This is a genomic window from Pseudomonas siliginis, from assembly GCF_019145195.1.
Classification (GTDB): Bacteria; Pseudomonadota; Gammaproteobacteria; order Pseudomonadales; family Pseudomonadaceae; genus Aquipseudomonas; species Aquipseudomonas siliginis.
Map to the genome: position 1 here is coordinate 297330 of NZ_JAHSTW010000005.1, position 18847 is coordinate 316176.

The 18847-nt window shown below is 61.0% G+C and carries 13 protein-coding genes; 7 read left to right on the top strand and 6 right to left on the bottom strand.

What is annotated here, in order from left to right; genetic code table 11:
• Window positions 1–2 precede the first annotated feature (2 nt).
• The gene (locus KVG87_RS12790) at window positions 3–662 is read right to left on the bottom strand and encodes a GntR family transcriptional regulator (protein WP_039763015.1); all 660 of its coding nucleotides are present in this window, start codon (window positions 660–662) and stop codon (window positions 3–5) included.
• Between the two features lie 268 nt (window positions 663–930).
• Between KVG87_RS12790 and xdhA the strand changes: the two genes are divergently transcribed.
• The 4 genes from xdhA (at window position 931) to guaD (ending at window position 7071) form a co-directional block, all read left to right on the top strand.
• On the top strand, window positions 931–2385 hold the full coding sequence (xdhA, locus tag KVG87_RS12795; RefSeq protein ID WP_217850991.1) for a xanthine dehydrogenase small subunit: 1455 nt from the start codon (window positions 931–933) through the stop codon (window positions 2383–2385).
• A complete protein-coding gene (gene xdhB / locus KVG87_RS12800; RefSeq protein ID WP_217850993.1) occupies window positions 2378–4777 on the top strand; it encodes a xanthine dehydrogenase molybdopterin binding subunit in 2400 nt (799 codons plus the stop codon). The genes xdhA and xdhB overlap by 8 nt, the downstream gene beginning before the upstream one ends.
• A 118-nt stretch (window positions 4778–4895) precedes the next feature.
• Window positions 4896–5753 carry a xanthine dehydrogenase accessory protein XdhC gene (gene xdhC / locus KVG87_RS12805; RefSeq protein WP_186565761.1) on the top strand — a complete coding sequence of 286 codons (858 nt, stop codon included), beginning with the start codon at window positions 4896–4898 and terminating at the stop codon, window positions 5751–5753.
• Between the two features lie 13 nt (window positions 5754–5766).
• Window positions 5767–7071 (top strand): guanine deaminase, encoded by a 1305-nt coding sequence (gene guaD, locus KVG87_RS12810; protein ID WP_217850995.1) that lies wholly within the window; start codon window positions 5767–5769, stop codon window positions 7069–7071.
• A gap of 249 nt (window positions 7072–7320) precedes the next feature.
• Here guaD and KVG87_RS12815 read toward each other — a convergent pair whose 3' ends face one another.
• Window positions 7321–8085 (bottom strand): GntR family transcriptional regulator, encoded by a 765-nt coding sequence (locus KVG87_RS12815; protein WP_007918375.1) that lies wholly within the window; start codon window positions 8083–8085, stop codon window positions 7321–7323.
• 273 nt (window positions 8086–8358) lie between these two features.
• Between KVG87_RS12815 and KVG87_RS12820 the strand changes: the two genes are divergently transcribed.
• A complete protein-coding gene (locus tag KVG87_RS12820; RefSeq protein WP_217850997.1) occupies window positions 8359–9549 on the top strand; it encodes a benzoate/H(+) symporter BenE family transporter in 1191 nt (396 codons plus the stop codon).
• A 164-nt stretch (window positions 9550–9713) separates the two neighbouring features.
• Here the strand turns inward: KVG87_RS12820 and KVG87_RS12825 are convergent, their stop codons facing one another.
• On the bottom strand, window positions 9714–10058 hold the full coding sequence (locus tag KVG87_RS12825) for a YggL family protein (RefSeq protein ID WP_016773843.1): 345 nt from the start codon (window positions 10056–10058) through the stop codon (window positions 9714–9716).
• A gap of 234 nt (window positions 10059–10292) precedes the next feature.
• On the opposite strand from KVG87_RS12825, the gene dacB reads away from it, so the two are divergent.
• The gene (gene dacB, locus KVG87_RS12830) at window positions 10293–11753 is read left to right on the top strand and encodes a D-alanyl-D-alanine carboxypeptidase/D-alanyl-D-alanine endopeptidase (RefSeq protein ID WP_217850998.1); all 1461 of its coding nucleotides are present in this window, start codon (window positions 10293–10295) and stop codon (window positions 11751–11753) included.
• 159 nt (window positions 11754–11912) lie between these two features.
• On the opposite strand, the gene KVG87_RS12835 is transcribed toward dacB, so the two are convergent.
• Both KVG87_RS12835 and rlmKL read right to left on the bottom strand, forming a co-directional pair.
• Window positions 11913–14297 carry a sensor domain-containing diguanylate cyclase gene (locus KVG87_RS12835; protein WP_217851000.1) on the bottom strand — a complete coding sequence of 795 codons (2385 nt, stop codon included), beginning with the start codon at window positions 14295–14297 and terminating at the stop codon, window positions 11913–11915.
• A gap of 144 nt (window positions 14298–14441) precedes the next feature.
• Window positions 14442–16712, bottom strand: a complete 2271-nt coding sequence (gene rlmKL / locus KVG87_RS12840) for a bifunctional 23S rRNA (guanine(2069)-N(7))-methyltransferase RlmK/23S rRNA (guanine(2445)-N(2))-methyltransferase RlmL (RefSeq protein ID WP_039763005.1) — start codon at window positions 16710–16712, stop codon at window positions 14442–14444.
• Between the two features lie 530 nt (window positions 16713–17242).
• On the opposite strand from rlmKL, the gene rmf reads away from it, so the two are divergent.
• Window positions 17243–17458, top strand: coding sequence for a ribosome modulation factor (gene rmf / locus KVG87_RS12845; RefSeq protein WP_003223300.1), 216 nt, complete (start codon window positions 17243–17245; stop codon window positions 17456–17458).
• Between the two features lie 299 nt (window positions 17459–17757).
• Here the strand turns inward: rmf and KVG87_RS12850 are convergent, their stop codons facing one another.
• Window positions 17758–18777: a quinone-dependent dihydroorotate dehydrogenase gene (locus KVG87_RS12850; protein WP_217851002.1), complete on the bottom strand. Its 1020-nt coding sequence runs from the start codon at window positions 18775–18777 to the stop codon at window positions 17758–17760.
• Window positions 18778–18847 lie beyond the last annotated feature (70 nt).

Genomic DNA, 18847 nt, shown 5'->3' on the forward strand with positions numbered 1-18847 from the left:
GCTCAGGCAACCGTCAGCGCAGACACCACCAGATCGCAGCTGCGCTGGGCATACGCCGTGAGCACGATGCGGATCTGCGGCAAATCACGGGCGAGTACGGCGGCGAGCAAGCGTTCGAACAGTTCGAGGAATTCGCTCATTTCCGCCTTGCGCTGTTCGAGGGCGAGGAAATACGCGCGGCTCATCGCCGGCTGGAGGTTCTCGACGGTTTCTTGCAGGTACGGATTGTTGGCAAACGGATAGGCGGCGCGCATCACCGCGAAGCTGTCATCGACGAAGCTGCGGATATCGCCGCGTTCGTAATTGGCGGTCAGGCGCTGCTGGATCTGCACGAACGGCGCCATGTCCGACTGCACTTGCCAGCCATTGGCCACCGAATTGCCGAGCAGGATGTACAACTCGCTCATCAGCGTGCACAGGCTCTGCACCTTGTGCGGCGTCAGCTCGGTAACGTGGGCGCCACGACGCGGCAGGATCGCGATCAGGTGACGGCGCTCGAGGATCAGCAAGGCTTCGCGGACCGAACCGCGGCTGACGTTGAGCGCCAGCGTGACCTTCTGTTCCTGGATGCGCTCTCCCGGCTTCATTTCGCCACGAATGATGCGTTCGGCGAGGTGGTGAGCGATTTGCTCGGCGAGGCTGTCCGGCGCCTTGAACGTCATGGTTGTCCTTCAAACTCTATCGATCTGCACAAGCGGCGCAGTGTAGCGCAAATGCACGGTCATGGCGGAGTGCCCACTCAGCGGTTTTTGGCACGAATCCCGCAAAAAAGCGCGGTGACCGATGAAGGTCAATACTGAATAGACACGCTGTTGATCGACGAGACGGATTTTCCTGACCTTTAAGTCAGAACACCATTGACCGAAAAGTCAGACCTGCTAAATTCGGTTCACGTCGGTTAACAACAATAATGAGTCTGCGAGGCCTTCCGTGATCCAGTTTTTACTTAACCAGGAACTCCGTAGCGAGCACGCCCTGGACCCGAATCTGACTGTGCTCAATTACCTGCGTGAACATGTGGGCAAGCCCGGCACCAAAGAAGGTTGCGCCAGCGGCGACTGCGGCGCCTGCACCGTGGTGGTTGGCGAGTTGCAGACCGATGACAGCGGGCGTGAGCACATTCGCTATCGCAGCCTCAACTCGTGCCTGACCTTCGTTTCGTCATTGCACGGCAAGCAACTGATCAGCGTTGAAGACCTCAAGCACAAGGGCGAACTGCACAGCGTGCAGAAAGCCATGGTCGAGTGCCACGGTTCGCAGTGCGGCTTCTGCACCCCCGGTTTCGTCATGTCGTTGTTCGCCCTGCAAAAGAACAGCGACGCGCCGGATCAGGCCAAGGCTCACGAAGCGCTGGCCGGCAACCTCTGCCGCTGCACCGGCTACCGCCCTATTCTGGCCGCTGCCGAACAATCCTGCTGCGCCAAGCCTGCGGATCAGTTCGACGCCCGCGAAGCCGAGACCATTGCCCGCCTCAAGGCCATCGCGCCGACCGATATCGGCGAACTCAACAGCGGCGACAAGCGCTGCCTGGTGCCGCTGACCGTCGCTGACCTGGCCGATCTCTACGACGCTTATCCACAAGCGCGGCTGCTCGCCGGCGGCACCGATCTGGCGCTGGAAGTCACCCAGTTCCACCGCACTCTGCCGGTGATGATCTACGTCGGCAACGTCGCCGAGATGAAGCGCATCGAAACCTTCGATGACCGCATCGAAATCGGCGCCGCCACTGCCCTCTCCGACTGCTACGAGGCGTTGAATGCCGAGTACCCGGACTTCGGCGAATTACTGCATCGCTTCGCCTCGTTGCAGATCCGCAATCAAGGCACCCTCGGCGGCAACATCGGCAACGCCTCGCCGATCGGTGACTCGCCACCGCTGCTGATCGCCCTTGGCGCGCAGATCGTGCTGTGCAAAGGCGAAACCCGCCGCACCTTGAACCTGGAAGATTACTTCATCGACTACCGCGTCACCGCGCGCCAGGAAAGCGAATTCATCGAAAAAATCATCGTGCCGCGCGCCAGCGCCGAGCAGTTGTTTCGCGCCTATAAAGTGTCGAAGCGCCTGGACGACGACATCTCCGCCGTCTGCGCTGCCTTCAATCTGCGTGTGGAAAATGGCGTGATCGCCGACGCCCGGGTGGCCTTCGGCGGTATGGCGGCAATCCCCAAACGCGCCGCGCATTGCGAAGCCGTGCTGCAAGGTGCGCCGTTCAACAACGCCGTGATCGAACGTGCCTGCGCCGCGCTGGCCGAGGATTTCACACCGCTCTCGGACTTCCGCGCCAGCAAGGAATATCGCCTGCTCAGCGCGCAAAACCTGCTGCGCAAATACTTCATCGAACTGCAAACACCGCACATCGAGACTCGGGTGACCGCTTATGTCTAACCATCACGCCGTAGAGAAGACCCAGGCTGAACTGGCCGAACTGTTTGCCCAGGACCTGACCACCGGTGTCGGCCGCAGCGTCAAGCACGACAGCGCCGCCAAGCATGTGTCCGGTGAAGCGCAGTACATCGACGATCGCCTGGAATTCCCCAACCAGTTGCATCTGTATGCGCGCCTGTCGGACCGCGCCCACGCGAAAATCCTCAGCATCGACACGTCGCCGTGCTACGCCTTCGAAGGCGTGCGCATTGTCATTACCCACGAAGACGTGCCGGGCCTGAAAGACATCGGCCCGCTGATGCCGGGCGATCCGCTGCTGGCCATCGATGATGTGCAGTTCGTCGGCCAGCCGGTGCTGGCAGTCGCGGCGAAAGATCTGGAAACCGCGCGCAAGGCAGCGATGGCAGCGATCATCGAATACGAAGACCTGGAACCGGTGCTCGACGTCGTCGAAGCCCTGCGCAAGCGCCATTTCGTGCTCGACAGCCACACCCACCAGCGCGGCGACTCGGCCTCTGCACTGGCCACGGCTGAACACCGCATTCAGGGCACGCTGCACATCGGCGGCCAGGAGCACTTCTATCTGGAGACACAAATCTCCTCGGTGATGCCCACCGAAGACGGCGGCATGATCGTCTACTGCTCGACGCAGAACCCGACCGAAGTGCAAAAACTGGTCGCCGAAGTGCTCGACGTGTCGATGAACAAGATCGTCGTCGACATGCGCCGCATGGGCGGTGGTTTTGGTGGCAAGGAAACCCAGGCCGCGAGTCCGGCGTGCCTGTGCGCAGTGGTCGCGCACCTCACCGGCCAACCGACCAAGATGCGCCTGCCGCGTGTCGAAGACATGCTGATGACCGGCAAGCGCCACCCGTTCTACGTTGAATACGACGTCGGCTTCGACAGCAGCGGCCGTCTGCACGGGATCAACATGGAGCTGGCCGGCAACTGCGGCTGCTCGCCGGACTTGTCCGCCTCGATCGTTGACCGGGCGATGTTCCACTCGGACAACTCCTACTATCTCGGCGATGCGACCATCAACGGTCACCGCTGCAAGACCAACACCGCGTCGAACACCGCTTATCGTGGCTTCGGTGGCCCGCAAGGCATGGTCGCCATCGAGGAAGTGATGGACGCGATTGCCCGGCACCTGAAGCTCGACCCGCTGGCGGTGCGCAAGGCCAACTACTACGGCAAGACCGAGCGCAACGTCACCCACTACTACCAGACCGTCGAGCACAACATGCTCGAAGAGATGACCGCCGAGCTGGAAGAAAGCAGCCAGTACGCCGAGCGCCGCGAAGCGATCCGCCGCTACAACGCCAACAGCCCGATCCTGAAAAAAGGCCTGGCGCTGACCCCGGTGAAATTCGGTATTTCCTTCACCGCCAGTTTCCTCAATCAGGCCGGTGCGCTGATCCACATCTACACCGACGGCAGCATCCACTTGAACCACGGCGGGACGGAAATGGGTCAGGGCCTGAATACCAAAGTCGCGCAGGTCGTGGCGGAAGTGTTCCAGGTGGAAATCGACCGTGTGCAGATCACTGCGACCAACACCGACAAAGTACCGAACACCTCTCCGACCGCTGCTTCCAGCGGCGCCGACCTGAACGGCAAAGCCGCGCAGAACGCAGCACAGACCATCAAGCAACGCCTGGTCGAATTCGCCGCGCGGCACTACAAAGTCAGCGAAGAAGACGTCGAATTCCGCAACGGCCACGTGCGGGTGCGCGAGCAGATCCTGACCTTCGAAGCGCTGATCCAGCAGGCGTATTTCAATCAGGTCTCGCTGTCGAGCACTGGCTTCTACAAGACCCCGAAAATCTACTACGACCGCAGTCAGGCCCGTGGGCGTCCGTTCTATTACTTCGCTTTCGGCGCAGCCTGCTGCGAAGTGATCGTCGACACCCTGACCGGCGAGTACAAGATGCTGCGCACCGACATCCTGCACGACGTCGGCGCCTCGCTGAACCCGTCGATCGACATCGGTCAGGTCGAGGGCGGTTTCGTCCAGGGCATGGGCTGGCTGACCATGGAAGAGCTGGTCTGGAACAACAAGGGCAAGCTGATGACCAACGGCCCGGCCAGCTACAAGATCCCGGCGGTGGCGGACATGCCGCTGGATCTGCGGGTGAAACTGGTGGAAAACCGCAAGAACCCGGAAGACACGGTGTTCCATTCCAAAGCCGTCGGTGAACCGCCGTTCATGCTCGGCATCGCCGCTTGGTGCGCGATCAAGGACGCGGTGGCGAGCCTCGGTGATTATCAGCATCAGCCGAAGATCGATGCGCCGGCCACGCCGGAGCGGGTGTTGTGGGGCTGTGAGCAGATGCGCCAGCTCAAAGCGGTGAAGGCTGTCGAAGCTGAAACCGAGCTGGCTCCGCTCTAGGACCGAGGCGCGGCCATTCGCGAGCAGGCTCGCTCCCACATTTGGAATGCATTGCCAATGTGGGAGCGAGCCTGCTCGCGAAGAGGCCGGCACAGACAACGAAGATGTCGAGGTGAACATGTACAACTGGATCGACGCCCTCGCCGACCTGCAGAATCAGGGCGAGCCCTGTGTGCTGGTGACGATCATCGAAGAACTCGGCTCGACGCCACGCAACGCCGGCTCGAAAATGGTCGTCAGTGCCGACCGGATGTTCGACACCATCGGTGGTGGGCATCTGGAATTCAAAGCCATGCAGATCGCCCGCGAGATGCTCGCCAGCGGTAAGCAGGACACCCATCTGGAGCGCTTCAGCCTCGGCGCCAGTCTCGGCCAGTGCTGCGGTGGCGCTACGGTGTTGCTGTTCGAACCGATGGGCCAGGTGCAGGCGCAGATTGCCGTGTTCGGTGCCGGCCATGTCGGTCGCGCCCTCGTGCCGCTGCTGGCCAGTCTGCCCTGCCGGGTGCGCTGGATCGATTCGCGCGAGGCCGAGTTTCCTGAACACATCCCCCACGGCGTGCGTAAAATCGTCAGCGAAGAGCCAGTGGACGAAGTCGATGATCTGCCCGCCGGCAGCTACTGCATCGTCATGACCCACAACCATCAGCTCGATCTGGAGCTGACCGCCGCAATTCTCAAGCGCAACGATTTCACCTGGTTCGGCCTGATCGGCTCGAAAACCAAACGCGCCAAATTCGAACACCGCCTGCGTGATCGTGGTTTCGACCCGAGCGTGGTGCAGCGCATGCGCTGCCCGATGGGCATCGGCGAAGTCAAAGGCAAACTGCCTGTGGAAATCGCCATTTCCATCGCCGGCGAAATCATCGCCACCTACAACGCCAATTTCGGCCAGCACAGCGCCCGCGCCGAACCGATTGCCCGACTGCTGCCCGCTTCGCGCCGCAGTCAGGCCGCCAAACTCAAAGCCTCAAACTGATTAGAGAACCCTCATGCCTCTGACTCGCAAAGCCTACCGCGCCGCCATTCTGCACAGCATTGCCGACCCTGCCGAAGTCGGCATCGAAGCCTCCTATGAATATTTCGAGGACGGCCTGCTGGTGATCGACGATGGCAAGATCAGCGCCCTCGGCCACGCCAGCGAACTGCTGCCAACCCTGCCGGCAGATATCGAGATCAACCATTATCAGGATGCGCTGATCACACCGGGCTTTATCGACACACACATTCACCTGCCGCAAACCGGCATGGTCGGTTCCTATGGCGAGCAACTGCTCGACTGGCTGAACACCTACACCTTCCCCTGCGAAAGCCAGTTTGGCGACAAGGCCCACGCCGACGAAGTGGCCGATATTTTCATCAAGGAACTGCTGCGCAACGGCACCACCACGGCGCTGGTGTTCGGCAGCGTGCACCCGCAATCGGTGAATTCGTTTTTCGAAGCGGCGGAAAAGCTTGATCTGCGCATGATCGCCGGCAAGGTAATGATGGACCGCAACGCCCCGGACTATCTGGCCGATACCGCCGAATCCAGCTACGTCGACAGCAAGGCGCTGATCGAGCGCTGGCACGGCAAGGGTCGCTTGCACTATGCGGTGACGCCGCGCTTCGCCCCCACCAGCACCCCGGAACAACTGACCCTGGCCGGGCAATTGCTGACGGAATATCCGGATCTGTACATGCAGACCCACATCAGCGAAAACCTCAAGGAAATCGAGTGGGTCAAAGAGCTGTTCCCGGAGCGCAAGGGTTACCTCGACGTCTACGATCACTACCAGTTGCTTGGCGAACGCTCGGTATTCGCCCACGGCGTGCACCTGTGTGACGAAGAATGCGCGCGACTGGCGGAAACCGGCTCGGCAATCTCGTTCTGCCCGACCTCGAACCTGTTCCTCGGCAGCGGCCTGTTCAACCTGCCGATGGCGGAAAAGCACAAGCTCAATGTCGGCCTCGGCACCGACGTCGGCGGCGGTACCAGTTTCTCCCTGCTGCAGACGCTGAACGAAGCGTACAAAGTGATGCAACTGCAAGGCGCGCGGTTGAGCCCGTTCAAGTCGCTGTACCTGGCAACCCTCGGGGGTGCGCGGGCGCTGCGCCTGGAAGACAAGATCGGCAACCTGCAACCGGGCTCCGATGCCGACTTCCTGGTGCTGGATTACAACGCCACGCCGCTGCTGAGCTATCGCTTGAAGCAGTCCAATAACATTGCCGAGACGCTGTTTGTGTTGATGACCTTGGGCGATGACCGGACGGTGCAGCAGACTTACGCTGCGGGGACGCTGGTTCATCAGCGCTAACCTCTTCGCACTGATCGTTCCCACGCTCTGCGTGGGAATGCAGCCCGTGACGCTCCGCGTCACTGGACGCGGAGCGTCCCTAGAGGCGTTCCCACGCAGAGCGTGGGAACGATCATCCCCGGTGGTGTTTACCACGGAGGATTTTTGTTGCCGGTCAGATTGTCTTCGCGAGCAGGCTCGCTCCCACCTTTGAAATGCATTCCCCGGTGGGAGCGAGCCTGCTCGCGAAAGCCGCGACTCGGTTTCAGATCAGAGCTTGGCCGCTGGACGCCCCGGCTTCTTGGTCTGCAACAAATGCGAGAACACCGCATGCAGATCATCCGACGCGCCTTCCTCGTCGAGGTTGAGCTTGCTGTCGATGTGATCCATGTGATGCATCATCAGGTTCACCGCCAGTTCGCCGTCGCGCTTTTCGATGGCGTCGATCAGCTGCGTGTGTTCATCGTACGAGCAGTGCGAGCGGTTGCCGCTTTCATACTGGGCGATGATCAGCGAGGTCTGCGACACCAGGCTGCGCTGGAAGCTGATCAACGGAGCGTTCATCGCCGCTTCGGCAAGTTTCAAGTGGAATTCGCCCGACAGGCGGATACCAGCACCGCGATCGCCACGGGAGAAGCTGTCGCGCTCGTCGTTGACCATCTGCCGCAATTCGGCGATCTGCTCGGCGGTGGCGTGTTGCACGGCCAGCTCTGTGATCGCGCGTTCGACCAGACGCCGGGCGAGGAACACTTGACGCGCTTCTTCAACACTCGGGCTGGCGACAACGGCGCCACGATTCGGCCGCAACAGCACCACGCCTTCATGGGCCAGACGCGACAGCGCGCGGCGAATGATGGTGCGGCTGACCCCGAAGATTTCCCCCAGCGCTTCTTCGCTCAACTTGGTGCCGGGCGCCAGGCGCTGTTCGAGGATGGCCTCGAAGATATGCGCGTAGACAATATCGTCCTGGGTTCCGCTGCGGCCGGCTTTGCCTGCTCGCGGTTGTTTCTTGAGGGGTTGCAACTGTTCGTTCATGGGCACTCGAGTCGGGAAAACTGCGGCGAATAGACCGTGACTGTAATACGGCACAGTAGGTCGCTGGCAAGTATCGCGTAAAAAACAGCGCGATTGTACACAATGAATGGTGGCAACACGACTGTACGGCTGTTTGCGCCTGCGGCTGTATTGCAACGGTTTGTCAGGTTTGAGTTTAGGCTTGATCGCAGAATCCGCTGCATGACCGCAATCCTCCCACAGAGGTTCTGTGTTGTGGCGGACATCTCCATTGCTATAAGGAACACCGCCGTCATGACCGACGCCACCCACGCTCGCCTGCGCCCTCTGGCCGACACCTCGCCTTCCGCCATTGTCGCCGGTTTCATCGCGATGATGACCGGCTACACCAGTTCGCTGGTGCTGATGTTCCAGGCCGGGCAAGCCGCCGGCCTGAGCAGCGGGCAGATTTCCTCGTGGATCTGGGCGATTTCTATCGGCATGGCGGTGTGTTCGATTGGCCTGTCGCTGCGCTATCGCACACCGATCACCATCGCCTGGTCGACACCCGGCGCGGCATTGCTGATCACCAGCCTGGGCGGCGTCAGTTACGGCGAGGCGATCGGCGCCTACATCACGTGCGCGGTACTGGTGACGATCTGCGGCCTGACCGGCAGCTTTGAACGGCTGGTGAAAAAGATCCCGGCCTCTCTGGCGGCGGCCTTACTGGCAGGGATCCTGTTCAAGATCGGCAGCGAAATCTTCGTCGCCGCGCAACACCGTACCGGTCTGGTGCTGGGGATGTTCTTCACTTATCTGCTGGTCAAGCGCCTGTCACCACGCTATGCGGTGCTCGCGGCGCTGCTGATCGGCACCGCGCTGTCGGGCTTCATGGGGCTGCTGGATTTCAGCGGCTTTCACCTGGAAGTGGCCACCCCGGTCTGGACCACGCCGCACTTCTCCCTGGCCGCTACCATCAGCATCGGCATTCCGCTGTTCGTGGTGGCGATGACCTCGCAGAACATGCCCGGCATCGCCGTGCTGCGCGCCGATGGCTACAACGTCCCGGCCTCGCCACTGATCACCACCACCGGCATCGCCTCACTGCTGCTGGCGCCGTTCGGCTCCCACGGCATCAACCTCGCAGCAATCAGCGCGGCAATCTGCACCGGGCCACACGCCCATGAAGATCGCAACAAGCGTTACACCGCAGCGGTCTGGTGCGGGGTGTTCTACGGGATTGCCGGGGTGTTCGGTGCCACGTTGGCGGCGTTGTTTGCCGCGTTGCCGAAAGAACTGGTGCTGTCGATTGCCGCGCTGGCGCTGTTCGGCTCGATCATCAATGGCTTGAGCATCGCCATGAGCGAGGTGAAGGAGCGTGAGGCGGCGTTGATCACGTTTATGGTCACGGCGTCGGGGCTGACGCTGTTTTCCATTGGTTCGGCGTTTTGGGGGATCGTGGCGGGGGTAGTGACGCTGGTGATTTTGAACTGGAACAAGCGTTGACGGTATAAAAGCTTCGCGAGCAGGCTCGCTCCCACAGGTAAGTCGAGTCGCTCAGGTGAATCGTGTGGGAGCGAGCCTGCTCGCGAATGCGTCCTGCAGGACGACAACCCTGGCAGGCAGGCATAAAAAAAACGGCGACCCTCAGGTCGCCGTTTTTTTCAGTATCACTTGGCCGCGTTGATCGGCTTTTCCGGATACCACACGTCCAGCAGCGGGCTGACTTCGTACTTGGTCAGCTCGGAGCGGTTTTTCAGCCAGGCTTCAACGGCAGCGCGCTGCTCTTCGTTGACCGAGCCACGCTTCTGCAGGCACACCAGACCGAAGTCGTCGCCGCCAACATAACCCAGACCGTTGGCTTCCATGGCTTCTTTGATGAATGCTTCGAGGAAAGCGTCAATGGCTTCTTCGGACAAGTCTTCTTTGAAGTCCAGGTTCAGTTCGAAACCCAGCTCTTGAAATTCATCAACGCACAGTTTTTTGCGCAGACGCTGGGAACGGTTAGTCGCCATTGGAACAATCCTCTTAAGTAATAACGGCCGGCACTTTACCAGTTTAAGCCGGCGATTGCCCGACTCTCTGGTCGCTGCGGCCGACCGCCTGTAAAAAAATAAGCAATTGGCCGGGCCTGACACGGCACAAGCTGTTACAGCTTGGGGCATAATGCCGACACTTTCATGACCACTGAGGGCCTTTTCATCCATGTCCTCGTCTTTTTCCCCCTCTTTTGCAGGGTTTTATTGCATATGATCAAATCGTTGCGTCCACTGTTTCTCGCCGGCCTTCTTCTGCCTCTGGCCCTGCCTGTCTCCGCTGCCACCATCAACACTTCCCTCACCCCGAACGTCGAAAAAGCCCTCAAGGCCAGCAAGCTGCAGCCCACTGCGCTGTCGCTGGTGATGGTGCCGCTCGACGGTCCGGGTACGCCGACGGTGTTCAACGCCGACGTCTCGGTCAATCCGGCCTCGACGATGAAACTGGTCACCACCTACGCGGCGCTGGAAATGCTCGGCCCCAACCATCAGTGGAAAACCGAGTTCTACACCGATGGCACCCTGAGCGGCGGCATTCTCAACGGCAACCTTTACCTCAAGGGCGGCGGTGACCCGAAGCTGAACATGGAGAAACTCTGGCTGTTGATGCGCGACCTGCGCGCCAACGGCGTCACGCAGATCACCGGCGACCTGATCCTCGACCGCAACTTCTTCGTGCAGCCGCAATTGCCGGAATTCAACGATGACGGCAACGACGACAACAAGCCGTTCCTGGTCAAACCCGACTCATTGCTGGTCAACCTCAAGGCCCTGCGCTTTGTTGCGCGCAATGACGGTGGCCGCGTACTGATTTCGGTTGAGCCGCCGATTGCCAGCATCCGCATCGAAAACACCGTCAAGGCGCTGCCGTCCAAGCAATGCACCGGCGGCGTGCGCTACAACCCGGTGCCGCAAGCCGATGGCAGCGTGACCGTAACCGTCGGCGGTCAGTTGGGCGAAGGCTGCAGCTCGCAGACTTACCTGTCGCTGCTCGACCACGCGACCTACACGGCTGGCGCCGTGCGGGCGATCTGGAAGGAACTGGGTGGCAGCATCCAGGGCAAGGATCGTCTGGCACCGACGCCGAGCAGCGCCAAACTGCTCGCCCGCGCGTACTCGCCGGATCTGGCCGAGATCATCCGCGACATAAATAAATACAGTAACAACACCATGGCCCAGCAGCTGTTCCTCAGCCTTGGCCAGCGTTTCCGCAACGATGCCGACGGTGACGACGCCCGGGCTGCGCAGCGCGTAGTGCGGCAGTGGCTGGCGAAGAAAGGCATCACCGCGCCGCATCTGGTGATGGAGAATGGCTCTGGTTTGTCGCGGGCCGAGCGGGTCAGCGCGCGTGAGATGGCCAACATGCTGCAGGCCGCCTGGCACAGCCCGTACGCCGCCGAGTACATCAGCTCGCTGCCGATTGCCGGTACCGACGGCACCATGCGCAAACGTCTGAAAACCACGGCGATGCGCGGCGAAGCCCACGTCAAGACCGGTACCCTGAACACCGTGCGCGCGATTGCCGGTTTCAGCCGTGATGTGAATGGCAATACCTGGGCGGTGGTGGCAATCCTCAACGACAAGGCCCCGTTCGGCGCCTCGTCGGTGCTCGATCAGGTGCTGCTGGATCTGTACAAACAGCCGAAACTGCCGCAGACCGCTTCGATGCTGTAAGCGCGGCAGATTCATTTGTGGGAGCGAGCCTGCTCGCGAAGGCGTCGGTTTAGTCAGCATGTTCAGTGACTGTCACACCGCTTTCGCGAGCAGGCTCGCTCCCACAGAAAATCAGCGCCAGGTCCCCTCTGCCCCACAGGTTCAGGTGTCAGGTTCGAATCAGCTCATCTCCCGCTCAACCCGGTCCCGGCCATTCTGCTTCGCTGCATAAACCCCTGAGTCAGCACGCAGCAACAGCGCATCCGCGCCCTCGCCCGGGCGCCAACTGGCGATGCCGAAACTGGCGGTGACTACGCCGACCACGTCCACCGGCGCGCCGCGCAAACCTTCCCACAATTCCCTCGCCAGCATGTAGGCGTGTTCGCCGTCGATGTCCGGGCACAGCACCATGAACTCTTCGCCGCCCAGACGGCAGAACACGTCGGTGCGGCGCAAGCGATGGCCGATCCGTTCGCAAACTGCTTGCAGCACGCGGTCGCCGACGGCGTGGCCGAACTGATCGTTGATGCGTTTGAAGTGGTCGATGTCGAGCATGATCACCGACAACTCACCCCCGCCACGCTCGACCCGGGCCATTTCGGTGGTCAGGCGTTCCTGGAAATAGCGGCGGTTGTGAATGCCGGTCAGCGAGTCGGTGATCGACAACGCGCGCAATTCTTCTTCCACGCGCTTGAGATCGGAGATATCCGAGATATAACCGTGCCACAGCACTCCGCCGCCCGGCAGCTCTTCCGGTGTCGCCTCGCCGCGCACCCAGCGCAGACCGCGCTCGGGCAGTTGCACGCGGTACTCCTCGCGCCAAGGACTGAGGTTTTCCGCCGATTCGCGGATCGAGCTGCGCACGCGAATCGCATCCTGCGGGTGGATACGACTGAAGATCGCCTCGGAGTCGAGCAGCAGCACATCCGGCTCCAGCTCGTAGATTTCGCGGATGCCATCGCTGGCGTAGATCACGCTGAAGCGTCCGTCGAATTCCATCTTGAATTGGTAGATGCCACCGGGAACATGGGCGCTGAGCTTCTTCAGCAATGTGTCGCGTGCTGCCAGCACCTCGTGCACGCGTTTGCGTTCGGTGATATCGATGCAGATCGCCAGATGACCGACCCACAGGCCTTGCTCGTCAAGCACCGGGGTGGCGAGCATGTTCACCGGCAGATGACTGCCATCGCTGCGCACCAGCGTCCATTCGCGTGCTTCATGACCGCCGACTTCGCCGCCCTCGACCAGCATCGCGTGGCAAGTCGGAATGTTTTTGCCGTAGCGCGCACTCAACTCGGCCGAACGCGCCGCCAGTTCCCGTGGCAAATGCAGGTTCTCCAGGGTCATGCGCCCGACCACTTCGGCGCTGCTGTAGCCGAGCATTTGCTCGGCGCCGGGATTGAACGTGTTGATCACCCCGCGCAGGTCGGTGGCAATGATCGCGACCTGAGTGGCGGCATTCAGCACGCCGCGCAACTGACCATGGGTGCCGCGCAACTCCTGCTCGCGCTCATGCAGTTCCTGGGTGCGCACCTCGACCAGGCGCACCGCGCGCTGACGCTGGCTGACCAGTACGTAAAGCAAGGCGCTGAGCAGTGCGCTGAGCAAGCCGCCCAGAATGATCACGCTGCCCACCGACGAATGGTTGGCCTGCATGAAGGCGTAGCTTGGCAGGATATCGACCTGATAGTCGTGATCGGCCATGCGTAGCAAGCGCGTCGCCGCCAGATCGCCGGGCACCGCTTCGTTGGTCGATTCGAACAGCGCCTCGTGCTGACCTTGGGTCGAAAGGTCGAGAATGCGCACCGACAGATAATCGTGCAGGGCATCGGGCAGTCCGTCGGCGAGCAACTGGCGCATGCTGATCACCGCCATCACATAGCCGAACGGCTGCGATTCTCCGGCGCGACTGACCGGCGCCAGCAGCAACACCCCACGCGCGTAGGACGGCTCAATCCCGACCAGATGCATCGGTTGCGACACCGCCATGCTGCCGAGCTGGTCGGCGCGTTGCAGGGTCTCGCGGCGCATGGGTTGGGCGAGCAAGTCATAACCCAGTGGTGGCGCCAATCGGCTTTGGGTCTGGGTGTACAGCACCGGCACGTATTCCTCGCGCGGCGCCGCCAGTTGCAGCTCGCCCTTGGCGTCCAGTTCGCGAATGGTGAAATTGCTCAGGCCCTCATCACGCACCTGCTGTTCGAACGCGGCCCGCTCGGCACCACTGACTCTCGGGGCATAGGTATAGGCTTGGGTGCGCAGCAATAAAGGGCGGGAGTAGCCGTCGAATTCGGCGCGGGACACAGATTCGGAGTTGGCGAAGAACCGCCGCAGACCATCGAGACGTTGCTCCTGATCCTGAAAACGTTCGGCGATGCGGCTGTAGCGTTCGTTGGCCAGCAGTTGGAAACGCTGACGCGATTGTTGCTGAAACTGGTTGAAGGTGCCCCATGCGAGCAGCCCGGTGAGAATCCCGCCGGCAAGCAACACCAGCAAAGCGACCAGCCAGGCTGAGACGTCTTCACTGATGAAACCGAGGATTTTCGGGCGCACGGGGTGCAACGGCATAAGCACGACTCACTCCGCCAGATTTGCGGGAAAACCCCATTGGCGGTGTGTGAGTTATAGCTATTAGCCACTAATTTAGCTAGCACCGCTGGATCCACCGAGCCGTTAAAAATCAAGGCTCTGTGGATCCAACCAGTTAAAGCGTCAACGAGCCGTGATTTTCCAGGCGCGGTGGATCTTGGTATTGCGGGCGAAATCCGGATCAATGGTCTGCGCACTGATTTCCTCGACCGCATAACGCTCGGCGAGGTTTTCCTCCAACTGGAACTTGCGGAAGTTGTTGGAGAAATACAGCACGCCACCCGGTGCCAGCCGCGCCATCGCCAAGTCGATCAACTGCACCTGATCGCGCTGCACATCGAAGATGCCTTCCATGCGCTTGGAGTTGGAGAAGGTCGGCGGGTCGATGAAGATCAGGTCGTATTCGTCGCGGCTGCTTTCCAGCCACGCCATCACATCGCCCTGCTCCAGACGATTCTTGTCCGAGAAGCCGTTCAGCGACAGGTTACGCCGCGCCCAGTCCAGATAGGTTTTCGACAGATCGACGCTGGTGGTGCTGCGCGCGCCGCCCTTGGCCGCGTGCACGCTGGCGGTCGCGGTGTAGCAGAACAGATTGAGGAAGCGCTTGCCGGCCGCCTCTTTCTGAATGCGCATGCGCATCGGACGGTGATCGAGGAACAGGCCGGTGTCGAGATAGTCGGTGAGGTTGACCAGCAACTTCACGCCACCCTCATTGACCTCGACGAACTTGCCCTGCGCAGCCTGACGCTCGTACTGCTTGGTGCCGCTCTGCCGCTCGCGGCGCTTGACGACGACACGGTTCTTGTCGACATTCAACGCCTGTGGGATTGCCGCCAAGGCGTCGAACATACGCGCCGAAGCCTTTTCCGGGTCGATGGATTTCGGCGCGGCGTATTCCTGAACGTGCACCCAGTCGTGGTACAGGTCGATGGCCATCGCGTATTCCGGCATGTCGGCATCGTAGACGCGGTAGCAATCGATACCTTCACGCTTGACCCACTTGCCCATCGCCTTGAGATTTTTCTGCAAGCGATTGGCAAACATCTGCCCGCCTTCGCTCAGGCGCGGTTGTTCGATCACTGGCGCCGGTGCCGGCGTCGGCTTGATCGGGTTGCCGTTCTTGTTGAACTTGCGCTCTTGCGGCTCGTCCGGGGTCTGATCGTAAGCCGCTTGCTCGCGCTCGGCCTGACGCTGTTCCGGAGTGCGACGTTCGCCAGTGACGAACTGATCGGGCAGAACCTTGATCAGCAGCAGTTTGCACGGCAGCGCGCCGTTCCAGAACGAATACTGTTTGTGGCTGCGGATACCCATGCGCTTGCCCAGATCCGGCGCGCCGGTGAACACCGCCGCTTCCCAGTTCAGGCAGGCCTGACGCAGACGCTCGCCCAGATTCTGGTAGAGATACAGCAGGCTCGCTTCGTCACCGAGACGCTCGCCGTACGGCGGGTTACAGATCACCAGACCTTTCTGGTTCTGATCCGGACGCGGCTCGAATGTCGCCACTTCGCCCTGGTAGATCTTGATCCATTCGCTCAGGCCGGCACGTTCAACGTTGTTGCGGCCTGGCTGAATCAGACGTGGGTCGGCTTCATAACCACGAATCCACAGCGGTGGCTTGGCCAGACCGGCGGCGGCACGTTCAACGGCTTCTTCATGGAGTTTTTTCCACAGCGCCGGCACGTGACCGAGCCACGCGGTAAAGCCCCATTGCTCGCGACGCAGGTTCGGCGCCATGTCGGCGGCGATCATCGCCGCTTCAACGAGAAACGTACCGACACCGCACATCGGGTCAGCCAGCGCGCCGCCCTCGGCGGCAATACGCGGCCAGCCGGAACGAATCAGGATGGCGGCGGCGAGGTTTTCCTTCAGCGGCGCCGCGCCCTGCTGCAGGCGGTAGCCGCGCTGGTGCAGGCTGTGGCCGGAGAGGTCGAGGGACAGAATCGCTTCGCCGCGATCCAGACGCAGGTGAATGCGCAGGTCCGGGTTGAGTTTGTCGATGGATGGACGATCGCCCTGCGGCGTGCGCAGTTTGTCGACGATGGCGTCTTTGACTTTCAGCGCGCCGAAGTGGGTGTTGTCGATGCCCGAGCCGTGGCCGCTGAATTCGACGGCCAGGGTGCCGTCGCTGAGCATGTGATCCTGCCAGTCGATGTCGAGCACGCCGTGGTAAAGGTCTTCGGCGTCCTTCATCGGGAAACGCTTGAGCACCAGCAACACGCGGTTGGCCAGACGCGACCAGAGGCACAGGCGATAGGCGGTTTCCATGGTCGCCATGCCACGCACGGCGGAGGTGTGCTCGCGCGCTTCTTCAAGGCCAAGCCCGACGGCTTCCTCGATGAGCAGGCCTTCAAGGCCTTTGGGGCAAGTGAGGAAGAGTTCGAAACGATCGGACATGGTAATTCCAGAGCCTTTGGCTAGTGGGCCGACAACGCATTGCCGACCCGGTTTTCAATCAGGCGCTTTTCTGAAAGAGCGCCCGCGTGGCACGAAGGTGTGCCGTTCCATCCCCGCTGCTCGGGTTAAAAGAGCTTAGATGCCGGGACAGATAAAAAAGTTGGTGCAACAAAAAGACTGAAAGCGACCCTTCGTCGAATATTACCCAAGCGCAAACGTGGGTCATTCTCACTAAAGGATTAACCCCCTGAGTCAGCGGGGCGCCGATCATACCGGGGTTTGCGCATTGAACGTTGAATAAATACGCGGTTACTTATCGCCATAGCATCCTTTACGTTACGTGCTTATGACAAAACGATCATTCCCTCGGTGTGACTCATTGGTTAGAACTGAGCACAGGTTGACGTCGCAACGGCGTCAACACCTTGGCTCGCCACGCCGGCAGCGAGCCGCACGATGGCAGGTTTTTTCTGCCAGACCTCAATTGAGGTCAACGCGACACTACAGTCAACAAGTGAGGGAAACACCCTATGAGAAGACTTAAGCGTGATCCGTTGGAAAGAGCATTTTTGCGCGGATATCAATATGGCGTTGGTGGCAAATCCCGTGAGCTTTGCCCATTTACTCTACCGTCGGTACGTCAAGCCTGGATCAACGGCTGGCGAGAAGGACGCGGCGACAACTGGGACGGTATGACCGGCACTGCGGGAATCCACAGACTCAACGAACTTCACGCCGTCGGCTGACACAGGGCATTTATTCCGACACGACAATCTGAATTTGCAATGAATTAACCACGCACGTCCTTCCCGGACGGCGGGCTACGGCCCAGGGGCTCCTTCGAGGAGCCCTTTTTATTGCCTGCAAAAAGGGTTAACCGGGTTCCACGTGGCGAGGGGATTTATCCCCGCTCGGCTGCGCAGCAGTCGCGAAGTCCGAACTTCAATCTACCTGGCATATCACTGTGCAAGGTTTGGGACTGCTGGGCAGCCCAGCGGGGATAAATCCCCTCGCCACAAAGGCTCCCACAAGGCTTCGGCAATCCTCAGCGCAACGCGGCGATGGCGTCTACCGATTCACGAATCAGCACCGGGCCTTTGTAGATGAAGCCCGAATAGATCTGCACCAGGCTCGCGCCAGCAGTGATTTTCTCCGCCGCGTGTTTGCCCTCGGTAATCCCGCCCGCAGCAATGATCGGCAAGCGTCCGGCCAATTCGCCCGCCAGCACTTTCACGGTATGGGTGCTCTTCTCACGCACCGGCGCACCCGACAGACCACCCGCCTCGTCGCCATGCTCCATGCCTTCGACACCGACACGGCTCAAAGTCGTATTGGTGGCGATGACCGCGTCCATGCCGGTTTCGATCAACGCCTGGGCAACCTGCGCAGTTTCTTCGTCGGTCATGTCCGGCGCAATCTTGATCGCCAGCGGCACATGTTTGCCGTGACGCAGGGCCAGTTCTGCGCGACGGGTGGCCAGATCAGCGAGCAATTGCTTGAGCGAATCACCGAACTGCAGGCTGCGCAGGCCCGGGGTGTTTGGCGAGCTGACGTTGACGGTGACGTAGCTGGCGTGGGCGTAAACCTTGTCCAGGCAGATCAGGTAATCGTCGACCGCACGCTCGACCGGGGTATCGAAGTTCTTGCCGATATTGATGCCCAGCACGCCCTGGTATTTTGCCGCAGCGACCCGCGCCAGCAAGTTATCGACACCGAGGTTGTTGAAGCCCATGCGGTTGATGATCGCCTCGGCTTCCGGCAGGCGGAAGATCCGTGGTTTCGGGTTACCCGGCTGCGGACGCGGGGTAACGGTGCCGATTTCGACAAAACCGAAACCCAGTTGCGCAAAGCCGTCGATGGCCGCGCCGTTCTTGTCCAGACCTGCCGCCAGCCCCACCGGGTTCGGGAACTCCAGCCCCATGACGGTCACCGGCATTTTCGCCGGCGCCTTGCACAGCAAGCCGTTGAGGCCCAAACGTCCACCCGCGCCGATCAGATCCAGCGACAGATCGTGGGAGGTTTCCGGGGAAAGTTTGAACAACAGCTGACGGGCCAGGGTGTACATGGGCGGCAATGACTCGGGCGGCGAAAAGAGGCGGCGATTATAGCCGGGCATCGTCCCCCGGCGCGAGGCG

Bases quoted from the DNA above. Each gene is read 5' to 3' on its own strand.
- KVG87_RS12850 (WP_217851002.1), bottom strand. From the start codon at position 18,777: ATGTACACCCTGGCCCGTCAGCTGTTGTTCAAACTTTCCCCGGAAACC.
- rmf (WP_003223300.1), top strand. From the start codon at position 17,243: ATGAGAAGACTTAAGCGTGATCCGTTGGAAAGAGCATTTTTGCGCGGA.
- xdhC (WP_186565761.1), top strand. From the start codon at position 4,896: ATGTACAACTGGATCGACGCCCTCGCCGACCTGCAGAATCAGGGCGAG.
- KVG87_RS12835 (WP_217851000.1), bottom strand. From the start codon at position 14,297: ATGCCGTTGCACCCCGTGCGCCCGAAAATCCTCGGTTTCATCAGTGAA.
- KVG87_RS12790 (WP_039763015.1), bottom strand. From the start codon at position 662: ATGACGTTCAAGGCGCCGGACAGCCTCGCCGAGCAAATCGCTCACCAC.
- KVG87_RS12825 (WP_016773843.1), bottom strand. From the start codon at position 10,058: ATGGCGACTAACCGTTCCCAGCGTCTGCGCAAAAAACTGTGCGTTGAT.
- KVG87_RS12820 (WP_217850997.1), top strand. From the start codon at position 8,359: ATGACCGACGCCACCCACGCTCGCCTGCGCCCTCTGGCCGACACCTCG.
- xdhB (WP_217850993.1), top strand. From the start codon at position 2,378: ATGTCTAACCATCACGCCGTAGAGAAGACCCAGGCTGAACTGGCCGAA.
- dacB (WP_217850998.1), top strand. From the start codon at position 10,293: ATGATCAAATCGTTGCGTCCACTGTTTCTCGCCGGCCTTCTTCTGCCT.
- KVG87_RS12815 (WP_007918375.1), bottom strand. From the start codon at position 8,085: ATGAACGAACAGTTGCAACCCCTCAAGAAACAACCGCGAGCAGGCAAA.
- rlmKL (WP_039763005.1), bottom strand. From the start codon at position 16,712: ATGTCCGATCGTTTCGAACTCTTCCTCACTTGCCCCAAAGGCCTTGAA.
- guaD (WP_217850995.1), top strand. From the start codon at position 5,767: ATGCCTCTGACTCGCAAAGCCTACCGCGCCGCCATTCTGCACAGCATT.